General features: G+C 64.3%; 19 protein-coding genes. 10 read left to right on the plus strand and 9 right to left on the minus strand.

Annotated elements, in window-relative coordinates; translation table 11 throughout:
* Nucleotides 1–9 precede the first annotated feature (9 nt).
* From ACVWY3_RS26760 to ACVWY3_RS26785, 6 genes are read left to right on the plus strand one after another with little or no spacing between them, the layout of a single operon-like run.
* Nucleotides 10–1,485, plus strand: a complete 1,476-nt coding sequence (locus ACVWY3_RS26760; RefSeq protein ID WP_456841126.1) for a type II and III secretion system protein family protein — start codon at nt 10–12, stop codon at nt 1,483–1,485.
* Nucleotides 1,486–1,505: 20 nt separating this feature from the next.
* Nucleotides 1,506–2,240, plus strand: a complete 735-nt coding sequence (locus ACVWY3_RS26765) for a CpaD family pilus assembly protein (RefSeq protein ID WP_456841127.1) — start codon at nt 1,506–1,508, stop codon at nt 2,238–2,240.
* Complete coding sequence (locus ACVWY3_RS26770; protein ID WP_456841128.1) at nt 2,237–3,505, plus strand: AAA family ATPase; 1,269 nt, start codon at nt 2,237–2,239, stop codon at nt 3,503–3,505. Before ACVWY3_RS26765 ends, ACVWY3_RS26770 begins: the two co-directional genes overlap by 4 nt.
* Before the next feature lie 21 nt (nt 3,506–3,526).
* Complete coding sequence (locus tag ACVWY3_RS26775; RefSeq protein ID WP_456841129.1) at nt 3,527–4,987, plus strand: CpaF family protein; 1,461 nt, start codon at nt 3,527–3,529, stop codon at nt 4,985–4,987.
* A 15-nt stretch (nt 4,988–5,002) separates the two neighbouring features.
* Nucleotides 5,003–5,980, plus strand: a complete 978-nt coding sequence (locus ACVWY3_RS26780) for a type II secretion system F family protein (RefSeq protein WP_456841130.1) — start codon at nt 5,003–5,005, stop codon at nt 5,978–5,980.
* 9 nt (nt 5,981–5,989) lie between these two features.
* Entirely contained in the window at nt 5,990–6,964 is a 975-nt protein-coding gene (locus tag ACVWY3_RS26785) for a type II secretion system F family protein (protein WP_456841131.1), read from the plus strand.
* A gap of 59 nt (nt 6,965–7,023) precedes the next feature.
* On the opposite strand, the gene ACVWY3_RS26790 is transcribed toward ACVWY3_RS26785, so the two are convergent.
* The 3 genes from ACVWY3_RS26790 to ACVWY3_RS26800 all read right to left on the minus strand — a co-directional run bounded on the left by ACVWY3_RS26790 (nt 7,024) and on the right by ACVWY3_RS26800 (nt 8,624).
* Nucleotides 7,024–7,836: a tetratricopeptide repeat protein gene (locus tag ACVWY3_RS26790; protein WP_456841132.1), complete on the minus strand. Its 813-nt coding sequence runs from the start codon at nt 7,834–7,836 to the stop codon at nt 7,024–7,026.
* Nucleotides 7,837–7,930: 94 nt separating this feature from the next.
* On the minus strand, nt 7,931–8,128 hold the full coding sequence (locus ACVWY3_RS26795) for a hypothetical protein (protein ID WP_456841133.1): 198 nt from the start codon (nt 8,126–8,128) through the stop codon (nt 7,931–7,933).
* Between the two features lie 292 nt (nt 8,129–8,420).
* Nucleotides 8,421–8,624 (minus strand): hypothetical protein, encoded by a 204-nt coding sequence (locus tag ACVWY3_RS26800; protein ID WP_456843469.1) that lies wholly within the window; start codon nt 8,622–8,624, stop codon nt 8,421–8,423.
* Between the two features lie 197 nt (nt 8,625–8,821).
* Between ACVWY3_RS26800 and ACVWY3_RS26805 the strand changes: the two genes are divergently transcribed.
* Nucleotides 8,822–10,195, plus strand: a complete 1,374-nt coding sequence (locus ACVWY3_RS26805) for a leucyl aminopeptidase family protein (RefSeq protein WP_456841134.1) — start codon at nt 8,822–8,824, stop codon at nt 10,193–10,195.
* Nucleotides 10,188–11,030 carry a C40 family peptidase gene (locus ACVWY3_RS26810; protein WP_456841135.1) on the plus strand — a complete coding sequence of 281 codons (843 nt, stop codon included), beginning with the start codon at nt 10,188–10,190 and terminating at the stop codon, nt 11,028–11,030. Before ACVWY3_RS26805 ends, ACVWY3_RS26810 begins: the two co-directional genes overlap by 8 nt.
* A gap of 125 nt (nt 11,031–11,155) precedes the next feature.
* Here ACVWY3_RS26810 and ACVWY3_RS26815 read toward each other — a convergent pair whose 3' ends face one another.
* The 6 genes from ACVWY3_RS26815 to ACVWY3_RS26840 all read right to left on the minus strand — a co-directional run bounded on the left by ACVWY3_RS26815 (nt 11,156) and on the right by ACVWY3_RS26840 (nt 19,639).
* Nucleotides 11,156–12,793, minus strand: a complete 1,638-nt coding sequence (locus ACVWY3_RS26815; RefSeq protein WP_456841136.1) for an ABC transporter ATP-binding protein — start codon at nt 12,791–12,793, stop codon at nt 11,156–11,158.
* Nucleotides 12,794–12,797: 4 nt separating this feature from the next.
* Nucleotides 12,798–13,976, minus strand: a complete 1,179-nt coding sequence (locus ACVWY3_RS26820) for an ABC transporter permease (RefSeq protein WP_456841137.1) — start codon at nt 13,974–13,976, stop codon at nt 12,798–12,800.
* Nucleotides 13,976–15,085 (minus strand): microcin C ABC transporter permease YejB, encoded by a 1,110-nt coding sequence (locus tag ACVWY3_RS26825; RefSeq protein WP_456841138.1) that lies wholly within the window; start codon nt 15,083–15,085, stop codon nt 13,976–13,978. The genes ACVWY3_RS26820 and ACVWY3_RS26825 overlap by 1 nt, the downstream gene beginning before the upstream one ends.
* A 2-nt stretch (nt 15,086–15,087) precedes the next feature.
* Complete coding sequence (locus tag ACVWY3_RS26830) at nt 15,088–16,962, minus strand: extracellular solute-binding protein (protein WP_456841139.1); 1,875 nt, start codon at nt 16,960–16,962, stop codon at nt 15,088–15,090.
* 14 nt (nt 16,963–16,976) lie between these two features.
* Complete coding sequence (locus ACVWY3_RS26835) at nt 16,977–18,869, minus strand: extracellular solute-binding protein (RefSeq protein ID WP_456841140.1); 1,893 nt, start codon at nt 18,867–18,869, stop codon at nt 16,977–16,979.
* Nucleotides 18,870–19,081: 212 nt separating this feature from the next.
* On the minus strand, nt 19,082–19,639 hold the full coding sequence (locus ACVWY3_RS26840; RefSeq protein ID WP_456841141.1) for a c-type cytochrome: 558 nt from the start codon (nt 19,637–19,639) through the stop codon (nt 19,082–19,084).
* Nucleotides 19,640–19,874: 235 nt separating this feature from the next.
* On the opposite strand from ACVWY3_RS26840, the gene ACVWY3_RS26845 reads away from it, so the two are divergent.
* Together ACVWY3_RS26845 and ACVWY3_RS26850 are read left to right on the plus strand one after the other, a co-directional pair.
* Complete coding sequence (locus ACVWY3_RS26845; RefSeq protein WP_456841142.1) at nt 19,875–20,615, plus strand: 3-deoxy-manno-octulosonate cytidylyltransferase; 741 nt, start codon at nt 19,875–19,877, stop codon at nt 20,613–20,615.
* 21 nt (nt 20,616–20,636) lie between these two features.
* Entirely contained in the window at nt 20,637–21,494 is an 858-nt protein-coding gene (locus ACVWY3_RS26850) for a prephenate dehydratase (protein ID WP_456841143.1), read from the plus strand.
* The last annotated feature ends 39 nt before the right edge of the window (nt 21,495–21,533 follow it).

The following is a 21,533-nucleotide window of genomic DNA, read 5'->3' on the forward strand; positions in this document are numbered from 1 at the left end:
ACTGTCGACATGAAATGCAGGGCAGATTTGGCGACGATGCGAACCTCACCGGTCCGCGCCCTGTCGTTCTCGGCCGCTCTTGCGCTGACGCTGAACCCGGTGCTCACGCCGGTGCTCGCTGCCGACTACCGCCCCGTGGCGCCGGTCGCGGCCGATGGCCAGATGAACGCGCGCTTCCTCTCCCTCGGTGTCGGCAAGTCCGTCGTGATCGACCTGCCGCGCGACATCAAGGACGTGCTGGTCGCCGACCCCAAGATCGCCAATGCGGTGGTCCGCTCGGCGCAGCGCGCCTACATCATCGGTGCCTCGGTCGGCCAGACCAACATCGTGTTCTTCGATTCGGCCGGCCAGCAGATCGCGGCCTATGACATCGCGGTCAAGCGCGATCTCAACGGCGTGCGCGCCGCACTGAAACAGATCCTGCCGAACTCCGACATCCAGATCGACGGGCTCGCCGACGGCGTCGTGCTGAGCGGCTCGGCGGCGAATCCGCTGGAAGCGCAGCAGGCCAACGATCTCGCTGCGCGCCTCGCCGGCGGCGCCGACAAGGTGGTGAACTCGATCGTGATCCGCGGACGCGACCAGGTCATGCTGAAGGTGACGGTGGCCGAGGTCCAGCGCAGCATCGTCAAGCAGCTCGGCATCGACCTGTCCGCGAACCTGAACTACGGCACCTCTGTGGTGAGCTTCACCAACACCAACCCATTCACGGCGCTCGGCCACAACCTCGTCGACGGCAACAATCTTACCGCGAAATTCGGCGGGGCCCCATCGGTGCAGGCCACCCTTCGTGCGATGGAATCCGCAGGCGTGATCCGCACGCTGGCCGAGCCGAACCTCACCGCGATCTCCGGCGAGTCCGCGACCTTCATCGCCGGCGGCGAATTCCCGGTGCCGGCAGGCTATGCGTGCGACCCCACCACGCATGTCTGCACCACCCAGATCAGCTTCAAGAAGTTCGGCATCTCGCTCAACTTCACCCCGGTCGTTCTGAGCGAGGGCAAGATCAGCCTGCGGGTGATGACCGAGGTCTCCGAGCTTACGAACGAAAATGCGATCACGCTGTCCCAGGCCGTGACCTCGACCTCCGTGAACTCGCTGACTGTGCCCTCGATCCGGACCCGCCGTGCCGAGACCTCGCTGGAAATTCCCTCCGGCGGTGCGATGGCAATGGCCGGCCTGATCCAGCAGCAGACGAAGCAAGCGATCAGCGGACTGCCGGGCCTGATGCAGCTGCCGATCCTCGGCACGCTGTTCCGCAGCCGCGACTTCGTCAACAACGCGAGCGAGCTGGTGGTGATCGTGACGCCCTACATCGTTCGCGCGACGGCACCAAAGGACCTGTCGCGGCCGGATGACGGCTTCGCAGCGCCCGCCGATCCGCAGGCGGAGCTGATCGGCAACATCAACCGCATCTACGGCGTGCCGGGCCGGACCGAACCGGCCAAGAGCTACCGGGGCACTTACGGCTTCATTACCGACTGAGGCGGAACGGGGACTTGACGATGATGATTAGACCACCCCAGCTTCGCAAACGCGCCATCGGCCTCGGTGGCGCGCTCGTCGGCATGGCGCTCGCGCTCGGCGGCTGCCAGCACGACGAGGTGACGACCGCCTCCATTCCCGACGACTACAAGCAGCGCCATCCGATCGCAATCGAGGAGCAGAACCGCTCGATTGTCGTCTTCGTCGGCCACGCGCGCGGCGGTTTGACCGCCGCCCAGCGTGCCGACGTGATGGGTGTCGCGTCGGCTTGGTTGCATCAAGGCACCGGTGCGATCCGCATCGACGTGCCGTCCGGCACGCCCAATGCGCGTCCTGTTGCGGACACGATGCGGGAGATCCAGGCCATGCTGGCAGGAGCCGGCATTCCCCCGCGCGGCATCAACGTTCATCCTTACCAGCCGGAAGACAAGCGCTTCCTGCCGCCGATCCGGCTCACTTATTCCAGGATCGCCGCGGTTGCGGGCCCCTGCGGTCTGTGGCCGGAGGACCTCGGCCCCTCGATCAAGAACAAGAGCTGGTTCGAGAACAAGGACTATTACAACTACGGCTGCGCCTATCAGCGCAATTTGGCGGCGATGGTCGACAATCCGTCGGATCTCGAGCAGCCGCGGCCGGAAACACCGTCCTACACGGCGCGTCGCATCACGGCCTTCGAGAAATATCGCAAGGGAACGACGACGGCGACCACCTATCCTGAAGCCGACAGGGCCAAACTCAGCGACACCGGCAAATGATCAGCTACGCTCGCCAGACCCAACAAGAGCAGCCGGAGGCCCCGACCCCGCCGGTGGAGGAGCATATTGCGCCCGCCCCACGCGTGTCGGTCCAGGCCTTCTGCGAGACCGTGGAAACCGCCGCCGCGGTGCAGTCGGCCGGCGAGGATCGCCGTCTCGGCAAGGCCCATCTGAAGATCCAGATGGGCGGCATGGCGGCCGCAATCGAGGCCTACCGCTCCGCACCAACGCCGAACGTGATCGTGCTCGAGAGCGACGGCCGCAACGACCTCCTGGGCGGGCTCGACCAGCTCGCCACCGTCTGCGACGCCGGCACTCGCGTGGTCGTGATCGGCCGCATCAACGACGTCATGCTCTACCGCGAGCTGGTCCGCCGCGGCGTCAGCGATTACGTGCTCGCACCGGTCGGCCCCATCGACGTCGTCCGCTCGATCTGCAATCTGTTCTCGGCGCCGGAGGCCAAGGCGGTCGGCCGCATCATCGCCGTGGTCGGCGCCAAGGGCGGCGTGGGCGCCTCCACCATCTCCCACAACGTCGCCTGGGCGATCGCGCGCGACCTTGCGATGGACGCGGTGGTCGCCGATCTCGACCTCGCCTTCGGCACCGCCGGGCTCGATTACAACCAGGACCCGCCACAGGGCATTGCCGACGCAGTGTTCTCGCCCGACCGCGTCGACACCGCCTTCATCGACCGCCTGCTGTCGAAATGCACGGACCATCTCAGCCTGCTGGCGGCGCCGGCAACGCTCGACCGGGTCTATGATTTTGGCACCGACGCCTTCGATGCCGTGTTCGACACGCTACGCTCCACCATGCCTTGCATCGTGCTCGACATCCCGCACCAATGGTCCGGCTGGACCAAGCGCGCCCTGATCGGGGCCGACGACATCCTGATCGTCGCGGCGCCCGACCTCGCCAACTTGCGCAACACCAAGAACCTGTTCGACCTGTTGAAGGCCTCGCGCCCCAATGACCGGCCGCCGCTGTACTGCCTGAACCAGGTGGGCGTCCCCAAACGGCCCGAAATCGCCGCAGCCGAGTTCGCCAAGGCGATCGAGAGCCAGCCGGTGGTCTCGATCCCGTTTGAGCCGCAGATCTTCGGCTCGGCGGCCAACAACGGCCAGATGATCGCGGAGATATCCGCCAACCACAAGTCGATCGAGATGTTCCTTCAGATCGCCCAGCGCCTGACCGGCCGCAGCGAAACCAAGAAACAAAAGTCGTCCCTGCTTTCACCGCTGATTGAGAAGTTGCGGGGAAAATAAGCCGCCGCATGGAGTTGTTAAGTGTTCGGTAAGCGTAGCGGAACAGACACCGACCTTCGGGCCCCCAAGCCCGGCGCCGTGTCAGAGCCTGCCCAGGCTCCGGCGCCCGCCGTGTCGCGCGCGGCGCCCCCGCCGGCCGTCGCCTCGCCGCCGCTTGCTCCGGCAAAGCCCGCGCCGGCGATGGAATCCCGCCGCTCGGACAATTATTACGAGGTCAAGGCCACCATCTTCGGCGCGCTGATCGAGGCCATCGACCTCGCGCAGCTCGCCAAGCTGGATTCCGAATCGGCGCGCGAGGAAATCCGCGACATCGTCAACGAGATCATCGCGATCAAGAACATCGTGATGTCGATCGCCGAGCAGGAAGAGCTGCTCGACGATATCTGCAACGACGTGCTCGGCTACGGCCCGCTCGAGCCCCTGCTGTCACGCGACGACATCGCCGACATCATGGTCAATGGCGCCAACACCGTCTACATCGAGGTCGGCGGCAAGATCCAGCGCACCGGCATCCGCTTCCGCGACAACCAACAGCTCCTCAACATCTGCCAGCGCATCGTCAGCCAGGTCGGCCGGCGCGTCGACGAATCCTCGCCGATCTGCGACGCGCGCCTCGCCGACGGCTCCCGCGTCAACGCCATCGTGCCGCCGCTGTCGATCGACGGCCCCGCGCTCACCATCCGCAAATTCAGGAAGGACAAGCTGACGCTGGATCAGCTGGTCAAGTTCGGCGCGATCACGCCCGAGGGCGCCGAGATCCTCCAGATCATCGGACGCTGCCGCTGCAACGTACTGATCTCCGGCGGTACCGGCTCGGGCAAAACCACGCTGCTCAACTGCCTCACCAACTATATCGAGCACGACGAGCGCGTCATCACGTGCGAGGACGCCGCCGAGCTCCAGCTCCAGCAGCCGCACGTGGTTCGGCTGGAGACCCGGCCGCCCAACATCGAGGGCGAGGGCCAGGTCACCATGCGCGAACTGGTGCGCAACTGCCTGCGTATGCGCCCCGAACGCATCATCGTCGGCGAGGTCCGCGGACCCGAGGCGTTCGACCTGCTCCAGGCCATGAACACGGGCCATGACGGTTCGATGGGCACGCTGCACGCCAACAACCCGCGCGAGGCGCTGTCGCGCTGCGAATCCATGATCACGATGGGCGGCTTTTCGCTTCCCTCGCGAACCATTCGCGAGATGATCTGCGCCTCGATCGACGTCATCATCCAGGCCGCGCGTCTGCGCGACGGCTCGCGCCGCATCACCCACATCACCGAGGTGATGGGCATGGAAGGCGACACCATCATCACCCAGGACATCTTCCTCTACGACATGATCGGCGAGGACGCCAACGGCAAGATCATCGGCCGGCACCGCTCGACCGGCATCGGCCGTCCGAAATTCTGGGAGCGAGCCCGCTATTATGGCGACGAGAAGCGCCTTGCCGCGGCGCTCGACGCTGCGGAAGTGGCGCCGAAGACGTAAGCAGGTCAGCGCGCCATGAACATGCAGGTCCTCGCCCTGGCCTTCCTCGCCACCGCCGCCGTCGGCGGCATCGCCTGGGTCTTCCTCTATCCGCTGCTGTCGGGGGAACGGAAGGCCGAAAGCCGCCGCGCCTCGATCGCGCGCGCCGAGGCGCCGACCGCGCGCCAGGCCGAGAAAACGCAACGCTCGCGCCGCGAGCAGGTCGAGACCACGCTCAAGGATCTCGAGGCCCGGCGCCTCCAGGAGAAGAGCGCCCCGCTTAGCGTTCGCCTGTCGCAGGCGGGGCTCGACTGGACGCCGCAGAAATTCTGGGTCGTGTCCGCCGTCGTGGCGGGCGTGTGCTTCGCTGTCGTTCTGTTCGGCGGCGGTGGTCTGCTCGGCGCCGGCGGCTTCGCCTTTGCCGCCGGCTTCGGCCTGCCGCGCTGGGCGCTCGGCTTCCTGAAGAAGCGTCGCGAAACCAAATTCCTGGCGGCGCTGCCCGATGCGGTCGACGTCATCGTGCGCGGCATCAAGGCGGGCCTGCCGCTGTTCGAATCAATCAAGGTCGTCGCCGCCGACTCGCCGGAGCCGCTGCGCAGCGAGTTCCTCGCCATCATCGAGACGCAGGCGATTGGCATGCCGCTCGGCGAGGCCTGCTCGCGGCTGTACGAGCGCATGCCGCTGCCGGAAGCCAACTTCTTCGGCATCGTGGTGTCGATCCAGCAGAAGTCGGGCGGTAACCTCTCCGAAGCGCTCGGCAACCTGTCCAAGGTGCTGCGCGACCGCAAGAAGATGAAGGAGAAGATCCAGGCGATGTCGATGGAAGCCAAGGCCTCTGCCGGCATCATCGGCTCGCTGCCGCCGATCGTGATGTTCCTCGTCTATCTCACGACGCCGCAATACATCTCCCTGCTTTGGACTCATCCGACCGGCCAGCTGATGCTGGTCGGCTGCGTCATCTGGATGTCGATCGGCATCATGGTGATGAAGAAGATGATCAATTTCGACTTCTGACGGTGCCCCATGGTCGAGTTCCTCGTTACGAAACTGCATGACGCGCATTTCATGACCATGCTGCTGGCGGCCATCGCCGCCAGCGCTACCGTGTATACGCTGGTGATGCCGCTGTTCGCCGGCGAGGGGCTCTCCAAGCGCATGAAGGCGGTGGCGAGCGAGCGCGAACGCATCCGGCAGCGCGAGCGCGACCGCCTCAACAAGAACGAAAAGGTCTCGCTGCGCCAGACGCCGAAGCAGATCGTCTCCAAGGTCGTCGAAGACTTCAACCTCACCAAATGGCTCGCGCAGGAAGCCGCGCGCGACAAGCTCATCATGGCAGGCTATCGCGGCCAGGCTCCCTACGTCACTTTCCTGTTCGCGCGCATGGTCGCCCCGATCGTGCTGTTCGTCGGCTCGGTGATCTACGTCTTCGTGATCGCGCGCATGGAGCAGGCGATGCCGATCAAGATCGGCATCTGCATCGGCGCGGCCTATCTTGGCCTCCAGGCGCCGATGCTGTTCCTCAGGAACGCGATCTCCAAGCGTCAACTCTCGATCAAGCGCGCCTTTCCCGACGCGCTCGACCTGCTGCTGATCTGCATCGAATCCGGCATGTCGGTCGAAATGGCGTTCCGCAAAGTCGCCACCGAGATCGTCGGCCAGTCGATCGCGTTGTCGGAGGAGTTCACCTTGACCACGGCCGAGCTGTCCTATTTGCAGGATCGCAAGGCCGCCTATGAGAACCTGGCGCGGCGCACCGGGCTCGAGGGCGTCAAGTCGGTCTGTCTCGCGCTTCAGCAGGCGGAGCGCTACGGCACCCCGCTCGGCCATTCGCTGCGCGTCATGGCGCAGGAAAACCGCGACATGCGCATGAACGAGGCAGAGAAGAAGGCTGCCGCGCTACCGCCGAAACTGACGGTGCCGATGATCCTGTTCTTCCTGCCGGTGCTGTTCGTGGTCATCCTCGGACCGACCGGCATCAAGATCTCCGAGCTGCATTGATGCCAGTGCGGGCCGCGCGCCGCCCGCATATCAGGTTCACATTGCAAGATCCGGTTTGATCAGTCAGCCTGGCTGAGCGCAGCGACCGGCGTGCGCTTCGGTGCACCGCGTGGAGTCTCGCTGCGGCTCAGCATATCCTTCAGATAGGCGACGTTGGCCGCGGCCTGGTCCGGCGGCAGGTCCGCCTTCACGATGGTCTCAGCCTCGGTGAAACGGCCCTGGAGACCGACGACCAGGCCGAGGTTCTGCCGTACCCGGCTGCTTGCGCGCGGCGAGGCATAGGCCTGTCGCAGCGCCTCCTCGGCCTTGGGCAAATCCTTCGACAGCATGTAGGACAGACCGAGATTGGAGAGCACGCCGGGATCGCCCGGCGCGATCTTCAACGCGCTCGCGTAGTAGGAGCGCGCCTCCTCGTGGCGGCCCATCTGATCGAGCGCGGTGCCCTGCACCGAGAGCAGGCGCCAGTCGGGATTGTCGGGCGAATGCGCCTTCGACAGCACGTCGAAAGCCTGCTGGAAATTGCCGTTGTCGGCGAGCGCACGGCCGTACTGGGCGAGCAGTGCCTTGTTGCCGGGGTTGGCGATGGTCGCCTGTTCCAGCACGGCAGCGGCCTGGGCGCGCTGGCCGTTGGCGCGCAAGGCCTGACCATAGCCGAGGGCGGCGTCGGGGTCCTTGGGATTGGCGCGATAGCGCTCGCCATAGACCTCGACGGCACGCGCGGGATCTGCCGGCGCGGCTTCCGCCTTCGACCCGATTGAGCCGGTGACGTCGGAGAGCTTTGACATTGCCGTGCAGCCGCCGAGGCCGGTCGCCACCATCGCCACGAGCGAGGCAGACGCGAGAAGCCGGGCAGGACTGAACCGTTGACGCATGACGCTTTGACTCTCGAGCCGATTGATCGAGCCGAACGCGGTCAGCAATAGACTGTTAACCCTAACGGCCGGTTAACGTCAGCCTCGCTGCCCCTCACGGCGGCATCTGCGGCGGCGCTTCGCCGCCGAAGTCCAGATCGAGATCAAGCTGCTTCACCTGTTCGTTCATATCTCGCAGCAATTCAATCCTCTGCCGCGCCTCCGCGGCGACATCGATGTCCGTGCGCGGCATCCCCGGCAATTCGCGCTGAAGATCGTCGCGATGGACCCAGACGCCTGGCGCGGAGCTCATCGAGCCGATCGTCGTCGATGCCGAGCACCGCGGCGCATTGCGCGATCAGCCGCTGCAGCAGCTGCGTCACCGCTACCAGCGCCTCGAGCTCATGCTTGCGCCCCGATCTTGGATAACGCCTGCCGCTGCCCGCTTACGCTCGATACGTGCAGAAATGCGCGACACAATCTAAAATGCTCGCCGATAATGCCACAACCGCCGCGCTAATAAAGCTCTGCGGCTGCGCGACCTTGAACGGCAGTTCTCAGCACGAGATACGAGAGCTGCCCGACGGAATTTTCGTCCGTCCCGATCAATATTCGATGGCGAGGCGCTTGCGGATCTCGTCGATGCGCTTGTCGAGCGCATCGAACCGCGCGTGGACGGAGCGGTCGTGGAGATAAAAGACGTAACCGCCGGCAAGGAACGCGAAGATCCAGTGATGATGCTCGACATAGCCAAAGATGGCTTCGACGGCCTGGCCGATGAATGTGACCACGCTCCACACAACTTCCATCACACGTCCTCCCGGCAGGCTTTCGTACTCGGCCGCTGGCAACCCCGGCACAGCGGACGGCCGCTTTCCGGAACCTAGCATGGCCCCCTTGCGGCGAGTAGCGGCTCGCTGAACGGTGACATGAAAGCCGATTGCGGCCACGGCAAAACTCTGCGAAGTCTCGTGCCTTCGCATGATCTGCTGATCCGGACCCGCCAATGCCTTCTGTCTTCGAGACATCGTCCACTGCTATCCCGATCACCTTCGTCACCAAATCAAGCTGGGATGCCGCGCGCGAAAGCTTGCCGCCGGCGCAGCGCCAGTTCGCCACGGCGAGCGCTTATGCCGCCAAGCCCGGCGGTTATCTGGCGTTGCCGGCGCCTGACGGCGCGATCGCACAGGTGCTGTTCGGTCTCGAGGACGAGGGCGCACGATCGCGCGACCTGTTCCGGCCGGGCGCCCTGCCCGGCCTACTGCCGCCGGGCACCTATCGTTTTGCCAATGCACCGCACGATGCACGTTTGGCGGCGCTCGCTTTTGCGCTGGGATGCTACCGCTTCGCGCGCTATCGCAAAGCCGATCGCCCCGACGTCCGGCTGGTGCCGCCTGACGGTGTCGATGCCGCCGAGATCACCCGCATCGCGGATGCCGCGATGCTGGCGCGCGACCTCATCAACACGCCCTCCAACGACATGGGGCCTGAGGAGCTCGCTGCAGCCGCGCAAGGTCTTGCCAGCGAGTTCGGTGCAAGCTTTGCCTGCACGATCGGCGAGGATCTGGAGAAGGATTTTCCGCTGATCCACGCCGTCGGGATGGCCTCCACCCGCGCCCCGCGGCTGATCGACATCGGCTGGGGCGATCCCTCACATCCGAAAGTGACGCTAGTCGGCAAGGGCGTCTGCTTCGACACCGGCGGGCTCGATCTGAAGCCGTCGAGCGGCATGCTGATCATGAAGAAGGACATGGGCGGTGCCGCCAACGTGCTGGCGCTGGCGCGCATGGTGATGGACGCCAAGCTGAAGGTGCGGTTGCGCGTGCTGATCCCGGCGGTGGAGAACGCCGTCGCCGGCAACGCCTTCCGTCCGCTCGACATTTTCACCTCGCGCAAGGGTATCACGGTGGAGATCGGCAACACCGACGCGGAAGGCCGGCTCGTGCTCGCCGACGCGCTGGCGCTGGCCGACGAGGAGAAGCCGGACCTGCTGATCGACCTGGGCACGCTGACCGGCGCGGCGCGCGTTGCACTGGGGCCGGATTTACCGCCCTTTTACACCAATGATGAGACGCTCGCCGCCGACGTCTCGCGTTGCGCGGTCAGGGAGAACGATCCGTTGTGGCGCATGCCGCTGTGGCCGCCTTATGATGCGTGGCTGGATTCCAAGACCGCCACCATCACCAACGCTCCATCCGGCGGCTTTGCCGGCTCGATCACGTGCGCGCTGTTCCTGCAACGCTTCGTCGAGCACGCCAAGAGCTGGCTGCACGTCGATATCTACGGCTGGACGCCCTCGGCGAAGCCCGCGCGGCCCGAGGGCGGCGAATGCCAGGCCGCGCGCGCCATCTACAAGGTGCTGAGCGAGCGCTATGCATGATCCGCGATTGACGCCGGCGCGGGGCGATCTCGCCGCGAAATATCTCGAAGGCAAGGTTGAGGCGCAGCGCTTCGTCACCGGCGAAGAATTCGAGGTGGTCGATCCGGTCGCGCCTGTGCGCGAGCAGCCGTCATCCGGCGCAATGCTGATGACCGAAGCGCTGCGCGGCGAGCGCGTCACGGTTTACGATCGCAACGGCGAGGGCTGGGCCTGGGGCCAGCTCATTGGCGACGGCTATGTCGGCTGGCTGCCGGACGCGGCGCTGGGCAAGCCATCGGCCGCCCCGACCCACGTGGTCAGCGCGCTGCGAACGCTGGCTTTCCCCGGCCCCTCCATCAAGCTGCCGCCATCGGGCACGCTCGTGCTGGGATCGAAGCTCGCGATTGTGCGCGAGGACGGCAGCTTTGCCGTGGCACATGACGGGACATTTTTGCCGACGACGCATCTCGCCCCGCTCGATCATCGCGAACCGGATTTCGTCACGGTGGCCGAGCGGTTTGTCGGCACGCCCTATCTCTGGGGCGGCAAGAGCAGTCTTGGCATCGATTGCTCGGGGCTCGTGCAGGTCTCGCTGACATCAGCCGGCATCGGCTGCCCGCGCGACAGTGACATGCAACTGGCGGGCCTCGGCCGCGCGCTGGAGCCGCACGAGCGACGCGACCTGCTGCGCGGCGACCTGATCTTCTGGAAAGGGCACGTCGCCATCGTTCGCGACAGCACCACCATGGTCCACGCCAACGCGTATCACATGGCGACGGTGATCGAGCCGATCGCGCCGGCGATTGCGCGGATCAAGCACGCGGGCAGCGACGTCGTCGCGATCAAGCGCCTCTGATTGTCCTTGTCATTCCGGGGCACGCGCGCAGCGCCTGAACTATAGTGCGCAATTGCGCATCTGGGAAACTCGCCTCAATCTCTGGATTCCGGGTTCGCGCTATCGCACGCCCCGGAATGACGAGATCAAGTCGCCGCCGCCCCGTTCCCGGCCGTCTCCAGCCGGAACGCCGCCGCAAACAGCGCGCGCGTGTAATCGGTCTTCGGGTTCTTGAATAGCTCCGCGGCCTGGCCTTCCTCGACCACCTTGCCGCCGCGCATCACGATGAGGTGGCTGGCGAGCGAGGCGACAACGCGCAGGTCGTGCGAGATGAACATGTAGGTGAGCTCGCGCCTGCGCTGGAGCTCGCGCAACAGATCGACCATCTGCGCCTGGATCAGCATGTCGAGCGCGCTGGTCGGCTCGTCGAGCACGACGAAATCCGGCTCCAGCACCACCGCGCGCGCGATGCTGATCCGCTGACGTTGGCCGCCAGAGAATTCGTGCGGATAGCGGTTGCGCGTCTCCGGCTTCAGCCCGACATCCTCCAGCGCCTTGACGACGCGCGCCTCGCGCTCCTCGCGCGACAGCTTCGGCTGGTGCACGGACAGGCCCTCGGCGATGATGTCGGCGACGGACATGCGCGGGCTGAGCGAGCCGAACGGATCCTGGAACACGATCTGCATGTCGCGCCGGAACGGACGCATCTCCTTGAAGCGCAGGCCCTGAATGTCGTTGCCGAGAAAGACGATGCGCCCGTTCGAGGAGATCAGTCGGAGCAAGGCGAGCCCGAGCGTGGTCTTGCCCGAGCCGGATTCGCCGACGACGCCGAGTGTCTCGCCCTTGCGCACGGCAACGCTGACGCCGTCGACCGCCTTGATGTGACCGACCGTCTTGCGCATCAGGCCGCGCTTGACCGGAAACCAGACCTTGAGATCGTCGGCGGACATCACCACCGGCGCATCCGGCTGCGGGGGAGCCGGATCGGGCTTCGGCTCGGCCGCGAGCAGGTCGCGGGTGTAGGGATGCTTCGGGGACTTGAAGACCTGCTCGACCGGCCCCTGCTCGACGATCACGCCGCCCTTCATGACGCAGACGATGTCGGCGATGCGGCGCACGATGCCGAGGTCGTGGGTGATGAAGAGCAGGCTCATGCCGAGCCGCGCGCGGATCTCGGCGAGCAGCGCCAGGATCTGCGCCTGTACGGTGACGTCGAGCGCCGTGGTCGGCTCGTCCGCGATCAACAGGTCCGGCTCGTTGGCAAGCGCCATCGCGATCATGACGCGCTGGCGCTGGCCGCCGGAGAGCTGGTGCGGATAGCTCTTCAGACGTGTTTCCGGTTCGGGGATGCCGACCTGCGTCAGCAATTCCAGCGTCCGCCGGCGCGCCTCTGAATTGCTGGTCGGATTGTGCAGCTGGATGATCTCGCCGATCTGCGCCTCGATCGTGTGCAGCGGATTGAGGGAGGTCATCGGCTCTTGAAAGATGATGGAGATGTCGCTGCCGCGAATCTCCCGCATCTGCTGCTCGCTCTGGTCGATCAGCTCCTGCCCCTTGAAGCGGATGCTGCCCGAGGGATGCGAGGCATTCGGATAGGGCAAGAGCTTCAGGATCGAGAGCGCGCTGACGGACTTGCCGGAGCCGGATTCGCCGACCAGCGCGACGCATTCGCCGCGCTTGATCTGGAACGAGACCTTGTCGACCGCGAGCGTGGTGGCGCCGCCCTGATGGAACGCCACCGAGAGGTCGCGCACGCTGAGCAGGGGCTGGTTGATTGCGTCCATGGCCTTACCTGAACGTCTTGCGCGGATCGAAGGCGTCGCGCACCGCTTCGCCGATGAAGATCAAGAGCGACAGCATGATCGCGACCGAGAAGAAGCCGGAGAAGCCGAGCCACGGCGCCTGCACGTTGGCCTTGGCTTGCGAGAGCAATTCGCCGAGCGAGGGCGATCCCGGTGGCAGACCGAAGCCCAGGAAGTCCAGCGCCGTCAATGTCATCACCGACGAGGAGACGATGAACGGCAGGAACGTCATGGTCGCGACCATCGCGTTCGGCAGCAAATGGCGGAACATGATGACCGGGTTGGAGACGCCGAGCGCCCGCGCCGCCTGGATGTATTCGAAGTTGCGTCCGCGCAGGAACTCAGCCCGCACGAGTCCGACCAGAGAAACCCAGGAAAACAGCAGCAGGATACCGAGCAGCACGAAGAAGCCGGGCACGAGGACCGAGGACAGGATCAGGAGAAGATAGAGCGACGGTATCGCCGTCCAGATCTCGATGAAGCGCTGGAAGATGAGATCGACCCAGCCGCCGAAATAACCCTGCACCGCGCCGGCGGCGATGCCGATGACGGATGAGACGATGGTGAGGCAAAGGCCGAACAGCACGGAGATGCGGAAGCCGTAGATCAGCCGCGCCACCACGTCACGGCCCTGATCGTCGGTGCCGAGCCAGTTGTATTCGAGGTCGCGGCAGCTCTTCAGACCTTTCTTCTCGACCACCGGCTTGCATTGCGCTTCCGTCAGCATCCAGGTCGGCGGCGACGGCGCCGGCGTCGGCAGATCGAGATTGTGGGTATCGTACGAATAACGGATCAGCGGCCAGACGATGACGCCGCCCTTATCCTTGATCAACTTCTGCAAATAGGGGTCGCGGTAGTCGGCGGCCGTCTCGAAATCACCGCCGAAGGTGGTTTCCGAATAAGTCATGAAGGCTGGCCAATACAGACGGCCGTCGAACTTGATCAGGAAGGGCCGATCGTTGGCGATCAGCTCGGCGAACAGCGAGATCACGAACAGCGTAATGAATATCCAGAACGACCAATAGCCGCGCCGGTTGGCCTTGAAGTTCTGCCACCGCCGCCGGTTGAGCGGCGAAGGCGCGAACGGCTTGCGCGTGATCGGAACGACATCGCCGAGCGGCGACTTCGCTGTGGTCTCGATCGGCGTCGGCGCGGTGATTGTCATCAGACCTCCCGCGCCTCGAAATCGATCCGGGGGTCGATCCACATATAGGTCAGATCGGAGATCAGGTTGATCACAAGTCCGACCAGAGAAAAGATGTAGAGCGTGCCGAACACCACGGGATAGTCGCGGTTGAGCACGCTCTCGAAGCTGAGCAGTCCGAGCCCGTCGAGCGAGAAGATGGTCTCGATCAGGAGCGAGCCTGAAAAGAAGGCGTGGATGAAGGTTCCGGGAAAGCCGGCGATCACGATCAACATGGCGTTGCGGAAGACATGGCCGTAGAGCACCCGGTTCTCACTGCAGCCCTTGGCACGCGCGGTCATGACGTATTGCTTGCGGATCTCGTCCAGGAACGAGTTCTTGGTCAGGAACGTCATCGTGGTGAAAGCACCCAGCCCCATGGCGATCAGTGGCAGCGTCAGATGCCAGAAATAATCGATGATCTTCCAGTACCAGGGAAATTGCGACCAGCCGTCCGACGTCAACCCGCGCAGCGGAAACCAGTTGAAGAACGAGCCACCGGCAAACAGGATGATCAGCAAGATCGCGAACAAGAAGCCGGGAATGGCATAGCCAAGGACGAGCACGGTCGACGTCCAGGTGTCGAACCGCGCGCCGTCGTTCACTGCCTTGCGAATGCCGAGCGGGATCGAGATCAGATAGGTCAGAAGGGTCAGCCAGAGGCCAAGCGAGATCGAGACCGGCAGCTTCTCCTTGATGAGCTGAAGCACGCTGACGTCGCGGAAATAGCTCTTGCCGAAATCGAAGCGGGCGAAGTTCCACACCATCAAGGCGAAGCGTTCCGGCGCCGGCTTGTCGAAACCGAACTGCACTTCCAGCTTCTTGATGAAATCAGGATCGAGCCCCTGCGCGCCGCGATATTTCGAGTTGATGGCATCGCCACCTGCGCCGATTTGTCCCGGCGCACGCTGCGCAAAATCGCCGCCGCCCGAAATGCGGGAGCTGCCACCGGTGTCGGCACCGGAGAGTTGTGCAATGACGCGCTCGACCGGGCCGCCCGGCGCGAACTGCACCACGACGAAGGAGACGAAGAGTATTCCGAGCAGCGTCGGGATCATCAAGAGGATGCGGCGGGCGATATAAGCGCTCATGACTATTTCGCCTGCTCGAGCCTGGCCGCCTTGCCACCATCATACCACCAGATGTCGGGGGCGCCGACGCCGTTGGCGTAACGCGGCAGTTTCTGCGGATGACCGAACTGGTCCCAATAGGCCAGCCGGTGCGTCTTATTGTACCACTGCGGGACCCAATAGCGGCCGGCCCGGAACAGGCGATCGAAAGCGCGGCAGGCGACGGTCAACTCCTCGCGGCTGTCGGCGGCCATGATCTTCTCGATCATGGCGTCGATCGCCGGGCTCGCCACTGCTGCGAGATTGTATGATCCCTTGGTGTTCGCGACCTGGGAGGAGAAGAACGCGCGCATGGCATCGCCTGGTGTCGCCGACATGCTGAAGCGCTGGATCGTCATGTCGAAGTCGAAATCTTCCTGGCGCGCCTTGTGCTGCACGGCATCGACGACGCGCACGCTCGCTTCGATGCCGAGCGTTGCGAGATTCTTGACATAAGGCGCATGGTGCGGCTGGAACGAAGGCTCGTCCAGCAGGAACTCGATCTTGAACGGCTCGCCGTTCGGCAGCACCCGCTTGCCGTCCTTGATCGGCACGCCGGCCTCGTTCAGCAATTGCTGCGCCCTGCGGAGCAGGCTGCGGTCCTGCCCGGAGCCGTCGGAGACCGGCGGCGTGAACGGCGCCGCGAATACATCGTCGGGAACCTGGCCGCGATACGGCTCCAGCAGCTTCAGCTCTTCCGGCGGCGGGGGCCCATTGCTGGCCATGAGATCAGAATTCTGGAATGGCGACAGCGTGCGGGCATAGGCACCGTACATGATGGTCTTGTTGGTCCATTCGAAGTCGAAGGCATTGATCAGCGCCTCGCGCACGCGCGGATCTTTGAATTTCTCGCGACGCGTGTTGATGAACCAGCCCTGCGCGCCGGACGGCGTATCATCGGGCACGACCTCCATCTTGACCCGACCGTCCTTCACGGCCGGAAAGTCATACCGCGTCGCCCAGATGCGGGAGGTGAATTCCTCGCGGTAGAGATAGTTCTTGCCGGTAAAACCCTCGAAGGCGACATCGCGGTCGCGATAGAATTCGTACCGCACGACATCGAAATTGTAGCTGCCGCGGCAAACCGGCAGATCGGCGGCCCACCAGTCCTTCACACGTTCGAACTCGATGTAACGATTGACCTCGAACCTGCCGACCCTATGCGGGCCTGAGCCCAGCGGAATCTCCAGCGACGACTCGTCGAACGGGCGGGATGCGTAATATGCCTTGGAGAAGATCGGCAGGCCCGCAACATAGAGCGGCACGTCGCGCGCGCGTCCCTTGGCGAAGGTGACGACAAGTGTCGCATCGTCGAGAGCTTCCGCACTGACCATGTCGCGCATCTGCACGATGATCAGCGGATGCCCCTTGGTCTTCAGCGCCGTCAACGAAAACGCCGCATCGTGCGCGGTGAGCCTGGTGCCGTCGTGGAATTTCGCCTCCGGCCGCATCGTGAAGCGATAGGTGAGCTTGTCCGGCGAGATCTGCACGGATTTGGCGGCAAGCCCGTACATCGCGTCCGGCTCGTCATTGGCGCGCACCATCAGCGGCGCGAAGGTCATGTCCATGCCTTGCGCACCATCACCCTTCAAGATGAAGGCGTTGAGCGAGTTGAAGGTCTGGTAGGACTGGTTGTACGACCGCACCGACGGGATGAGCGAGAACGTCCCGCCCTTCGGCGCGTCGGGATTGACGTAATCGAAATGATGGAAGTCGGCGGGATATTTGAGATCACCGAAGGCAGAGATGCCGTGGGCTTCGGCCGGTCCTTCCGACGCCGCCGCGCCGCGCAACAAGGCGGCGCTGAGTGCACCGCCGGCACTTATGGCCAGCACTTGCCGGCGTGAAAGCTGCGCCATGCCGGGGATATCCTTCACGATTTCTTTGCGATCCGCGCCGCCTTGTCTGCGTCGTACCACCAGATGAACGGGAAGCCGGATTGGCCGTATCGGGGCAATTCCGAGGGCCGGCCGAAGCGGTCCCATCGCGCGGTGCGCACCTTCGTATAGGTCCACTGCGGCACGACGTAGTGATTCCACAGCAGCACGCGGTCGAGCGCCTTGGTTGCCGCGACGAGATCGTCACGATCTCTGGCGTAGATCAGCCGCTCGATCAGCTTGTCGACTGCGGGATTTTTGATGCCGCCGATATTGCGCGAGCCGGCGATGTCGGCCGACTTGGATGACCAGAACTCGCGCTGCTCGTTGCCCGGAGATTGCGACTCGCCCCAAGAGTTGGTGACGACATCGAAATCCCACTCGCGTGTTCTGTTCTCGTATTGGGTCGGATCGACCGTTCGGACGCTGACGGCAATGCCGAGCCGTTCCAGCGACGGCTTGTAGAACAGCGCCACGCGCTCGAAGCTCGGATCCTGGTTCAACAGTTCCAGAGAAAACTGGGCGCCGGTCTTGACGTCGACCAGCTTGCGGTCGCGCACCTCGTAGCCGGCCTCCTTGAACAGGCGCAGCGCCTCGCGCAGATTATCGCGTACGGCTTCCGGACTGCCGCCGACCGGGTTGGTGTAGGCCGTCGTGAACACTTCCGGCGGGACTTCGGCGCGGACGGTTTCGAGAATCTCGAGCTCCTTTCCTTGCGGCACGCCGGTTGCCATCAGTTCGTCGATGCCGTCGAAATAGCTGGTGATGCGCTTGTACTGACCGTAGAAGATCTGCTTGTTCATCTCCTCGAAGTCGAACGCGTAGTTGAGCGCTCGACGGACGCGGGGATCGCTGAACTTGGCGCGGCGCAGGTTCGGCACGAAAGCTTGCATGACGCCCGAGCTGCGGTTGGCGAACTCCTCGAGGATCACGCGTTTTTCGGCGACGGCCGGGAAATCGTAGGCGGTTGCCCAATTCTTCGCGCTGTTCTCGGTGCGCCAATCGACCTGATCGGCCTTGAACGCCTCGATCGCGACGGTGGCGTCGCGGAAATACTCGTAGCGCAGTTCGTCGAAATTGTTGCGGCCGACATTGGCCGGGAGGTCGCGCCCCCAATAATCCTTGACGCGCTCCAGCGCGATCGATCGTCCGGCAACGAACTCCTTGATCTTGTAGGGGCCGGAGCCGAGCGGCACTTCGAGTGTGGTCGCGGAGACGTCGCGCTTGCGCCCTTGCGCGTCGGTCCCCTCCCACCAATGCTTCGGCAAGACCGTGAGCTGCCCGACGATCTGCGGCAGTTCGCGATTGCCCGGCGCGTCGAACACGAACCTCACTTCGCGCTCGCCGACCTTCTCGGCCTTCACCACATGACTGTAATAGGCCGAGTACATCGGGTGGTGCTTCTTGAAGGAATCGAGCGAGAAGATCACGTCATCCGCGGTGACCGGCTTGCCGTCGTGCCATTTGGCCTCCGGCCGCAGACGGTAGGTAACGAAGGAGAAATCGTCGGGGTGGCTGACGGCCTCAGCGAGCGCACCGTATTCGGTCGAGACCTCGTCAAGCGCGGGCGTCAGAAGCGATTCATAGATGAACCCGACGGCCCCAGCGACCTGGCCCTTCACACCGGAGACGACGATGTTGAAATTGTCGAATGTACCGACGGCAATCTGACGCGCGACCCCGCCTTTTGGCGCTTCCGGATTGACATAGTCGAAACGCTTGAAGTCGGCGGGGTACTTGATCTTTCCGAACAGTGACAGCGCGTGGCGCCAGGGTAGCTCACTCGCCTCGGCCGCGCCGATGGCGGGAACGCCGGCGACAGAACCGAGAACGGGGAGCGCGGCAGCAGCGGCGCCGGTGAGCAGGAGATCGCGTCGGGTAATGGCCAAATCAATAGTCCTGTCTTGAAGGAGGCTACTCCTTTAAGTTCCCAATATAGGCGAGGTTTCGACGGAATATGTTGCTTTTTCCTCATGTTGGAAGGCCGGACGGCCACTCGGATGCGGCCAAACGCCCCGATAACGTCATCGCGAGGCCCGGATAAGGAAACGGCCAGGCTTTTCAGCCTGGCCGCATGTTCCAGAAGAGGTTTTTGACGCCCTTATTTCGACGCCGTCGGGATCGGCTGCGGATGATCGGACAGCGAGTTCAGATAGGCGATGACGTCGGCGCGCTCGGAATCCTTGGGGATACCGGCAAAGCCCATCGCGGTGCCCGGGATGAAGCCCTTCGGATTGGCGATGAACTTGTTGAGGTCTTCGAAAGTCCAGGTGCCTCCCTTGGCCTTCATGGCGGCGGAGAAGTTGAAGCCGTTGCGGCCCTCACCTCTAGCTTCGCCGACGACGCCATAGAGGTTCGGACCGACGCGATTCGGGCCGCCCTTCTCGAAGGTGTGGCAGGCGCCGCACTTCTTGGCGGCGGCAGCGCCCTTCTCGACGGAGGCGGTCTGGAGCAGCTTTTCGATCGGTTCGGATGAGCCGGCGGCCGCGCCACCTTCCTTGCCGCCGTGGCCCGCATCTTCCTTGACGGCGATCTCGAAGCCCGGTTTTTCCGGCATCTTGGGCGAGAACAGTGCCTGGGCGGTGAAGCTGGTCACCAGCAGAACGAGACAGGTCCCGAGCACGGCACCGAGGATTTTATTGAGTTCAAACGAGTCCATTTCCGGCCAGGCCCCACACCGCAAGAAGGAAACAGCGGCCCAAGCGGCCGCCAGGACGAGCCTCGGGAGAATCAAAACGTTCCTTGTTGTTTCCCCGAGTTTTGCCATTGAGATATCGGTTTGCCCGGGGTCTGGCAACCCGTATAAGCGACCCGGCTTCGAGCCCGTCCCCACTCCATTTCTCGACGCGGAAAACCTCCCGTTTCCAGGCCCTTGAACCCAGACCTTTGAGCCAATGACCGATCCCCGCATCCTGGTGCTGATCCCGGCCCGCATGGCCGCCACCCGCCTGCCCGGCAAGCCGCTCGCCGACATCGCGGGCCTGCCGATGGTCGTGCATGTGCTGCGGCGCGCCGAGGCCGCTGGGATCGGCCGGGTTGCGGTCGCAACCGACACGGACGAGATCGCCTCGGTGGTGACGGCCCATGGCGGCGAGGCCGTGATGACACGCTCGACCCACCCCTCCGGCTCGGACCGCATCCACGAGGCCATGCAAAAGCTCGATCCGAACGGCACGGCCGAGATCGTGATCAATCTCCAGGGCGATTTCCCGACCATCACGCCGCAGACCATCCGCGAGGTGCTGCCGCCCTTCGACGACCCGACGGTCGACATCGTGACACTGGCCTCGCAGATCCACACCGAGGAGGAGGACCTCGCGCCCAGCGTCGTGAAGGCGATCGGCTCACCAATCGGGCCGAAGCGGTTGCGCGCACTTTATTTCACTCGCGCCACCGCGCCTTACGGCAACGGGCCGCGATACCACCACATCGGCCTTTATGCCTATCGCCGCGCCGCGCTGGAGCGGTTCGTGTCGCTACCGCCGTCACCGCTCGAAAAACAGGAGAGCCTGGAGCAGCTCCGGGCGGTGGAAGCCGGCATGCGCATCGACATCATGATCGTCGACAGCGTGCCCCGCGGTGTCGACACGCCGCCCGATCTCGAAACCGCCCGCAGCATCCTTTCCAAATCCTGAGCCGCTGCTACAAGGCCTCTCATGAGCAAGATGAAGATCGCATTCCAGGGCGAGCCCGGAGCCAATTCCCACATCGCCATCGTCGAGGCCTATCCCGACGCCGAGCCGATGCCCTGCGCCACCTTCGAGGACGCGCTGTCGGCGATCTCCTCGGGTGAGGCGGATCTCGGCATGATCCCGATCGAGAACTCCGTCGCCGGCCGCGTCGCCGACATCCATCATCTGCTGCCGGCCTCCGGCCTGTTCATTATCGGCGAATGGTTTCTGCCCGTTCGGCATCAGCTGATGGCGGTGAAGGGGACCAAGCTCGACGACATCAAGAGCGTCGAGAGCCATGTGCACGCGCTCGGCCAGTGCCGGCGCATCATCCGCAAGCTCGGCATCAAGCCGATCGTGCATGCCGACACCGCCGGCAGCGCCCGCGACATCTCCGAGCGCAACGACAAGACGGTGGCTGCGATCGCCTCGCGCCTCGCCGCCAAGATCTACGGCCTCGATATCCTCGCCGAGGACATCGAGGACGAGGCGCACAACACCACGCGCTTCGTGATGCTGGCACGCGAGCCGAAATGGGCGGCGCAGGGCTCGGGCCCGCTGGTCACAACATTCGTATTCCGGGTCCGCAATTTGCCCGCAGCGCTCTACAAGGCGCTCGGCGGCTTCGCCACCAACGGCGTCAACATGACCAAGCTCGAGAGCTATATGGTCGACGGCAATTTCTTCGCCACGCAGTTTTATGCCGACGTCGACGGCCACCCCGACGACAAGGGCCTGGCGTTTGCGATCGAGGAGCTGAAGTTCTTCTCGCGCGAATTCCGCATCGTCGGCGTCTATCCGGGACATCCGTTCCGCGCGACGTTCAGCGAAGCGCAGGATTGATTTGCATGTCCCGGACGCGCGCAGCGCGAGCCGGGACCC

The organism is Bradyrhizobium sp. USDA 4486 (assembly GCF_054057995.1).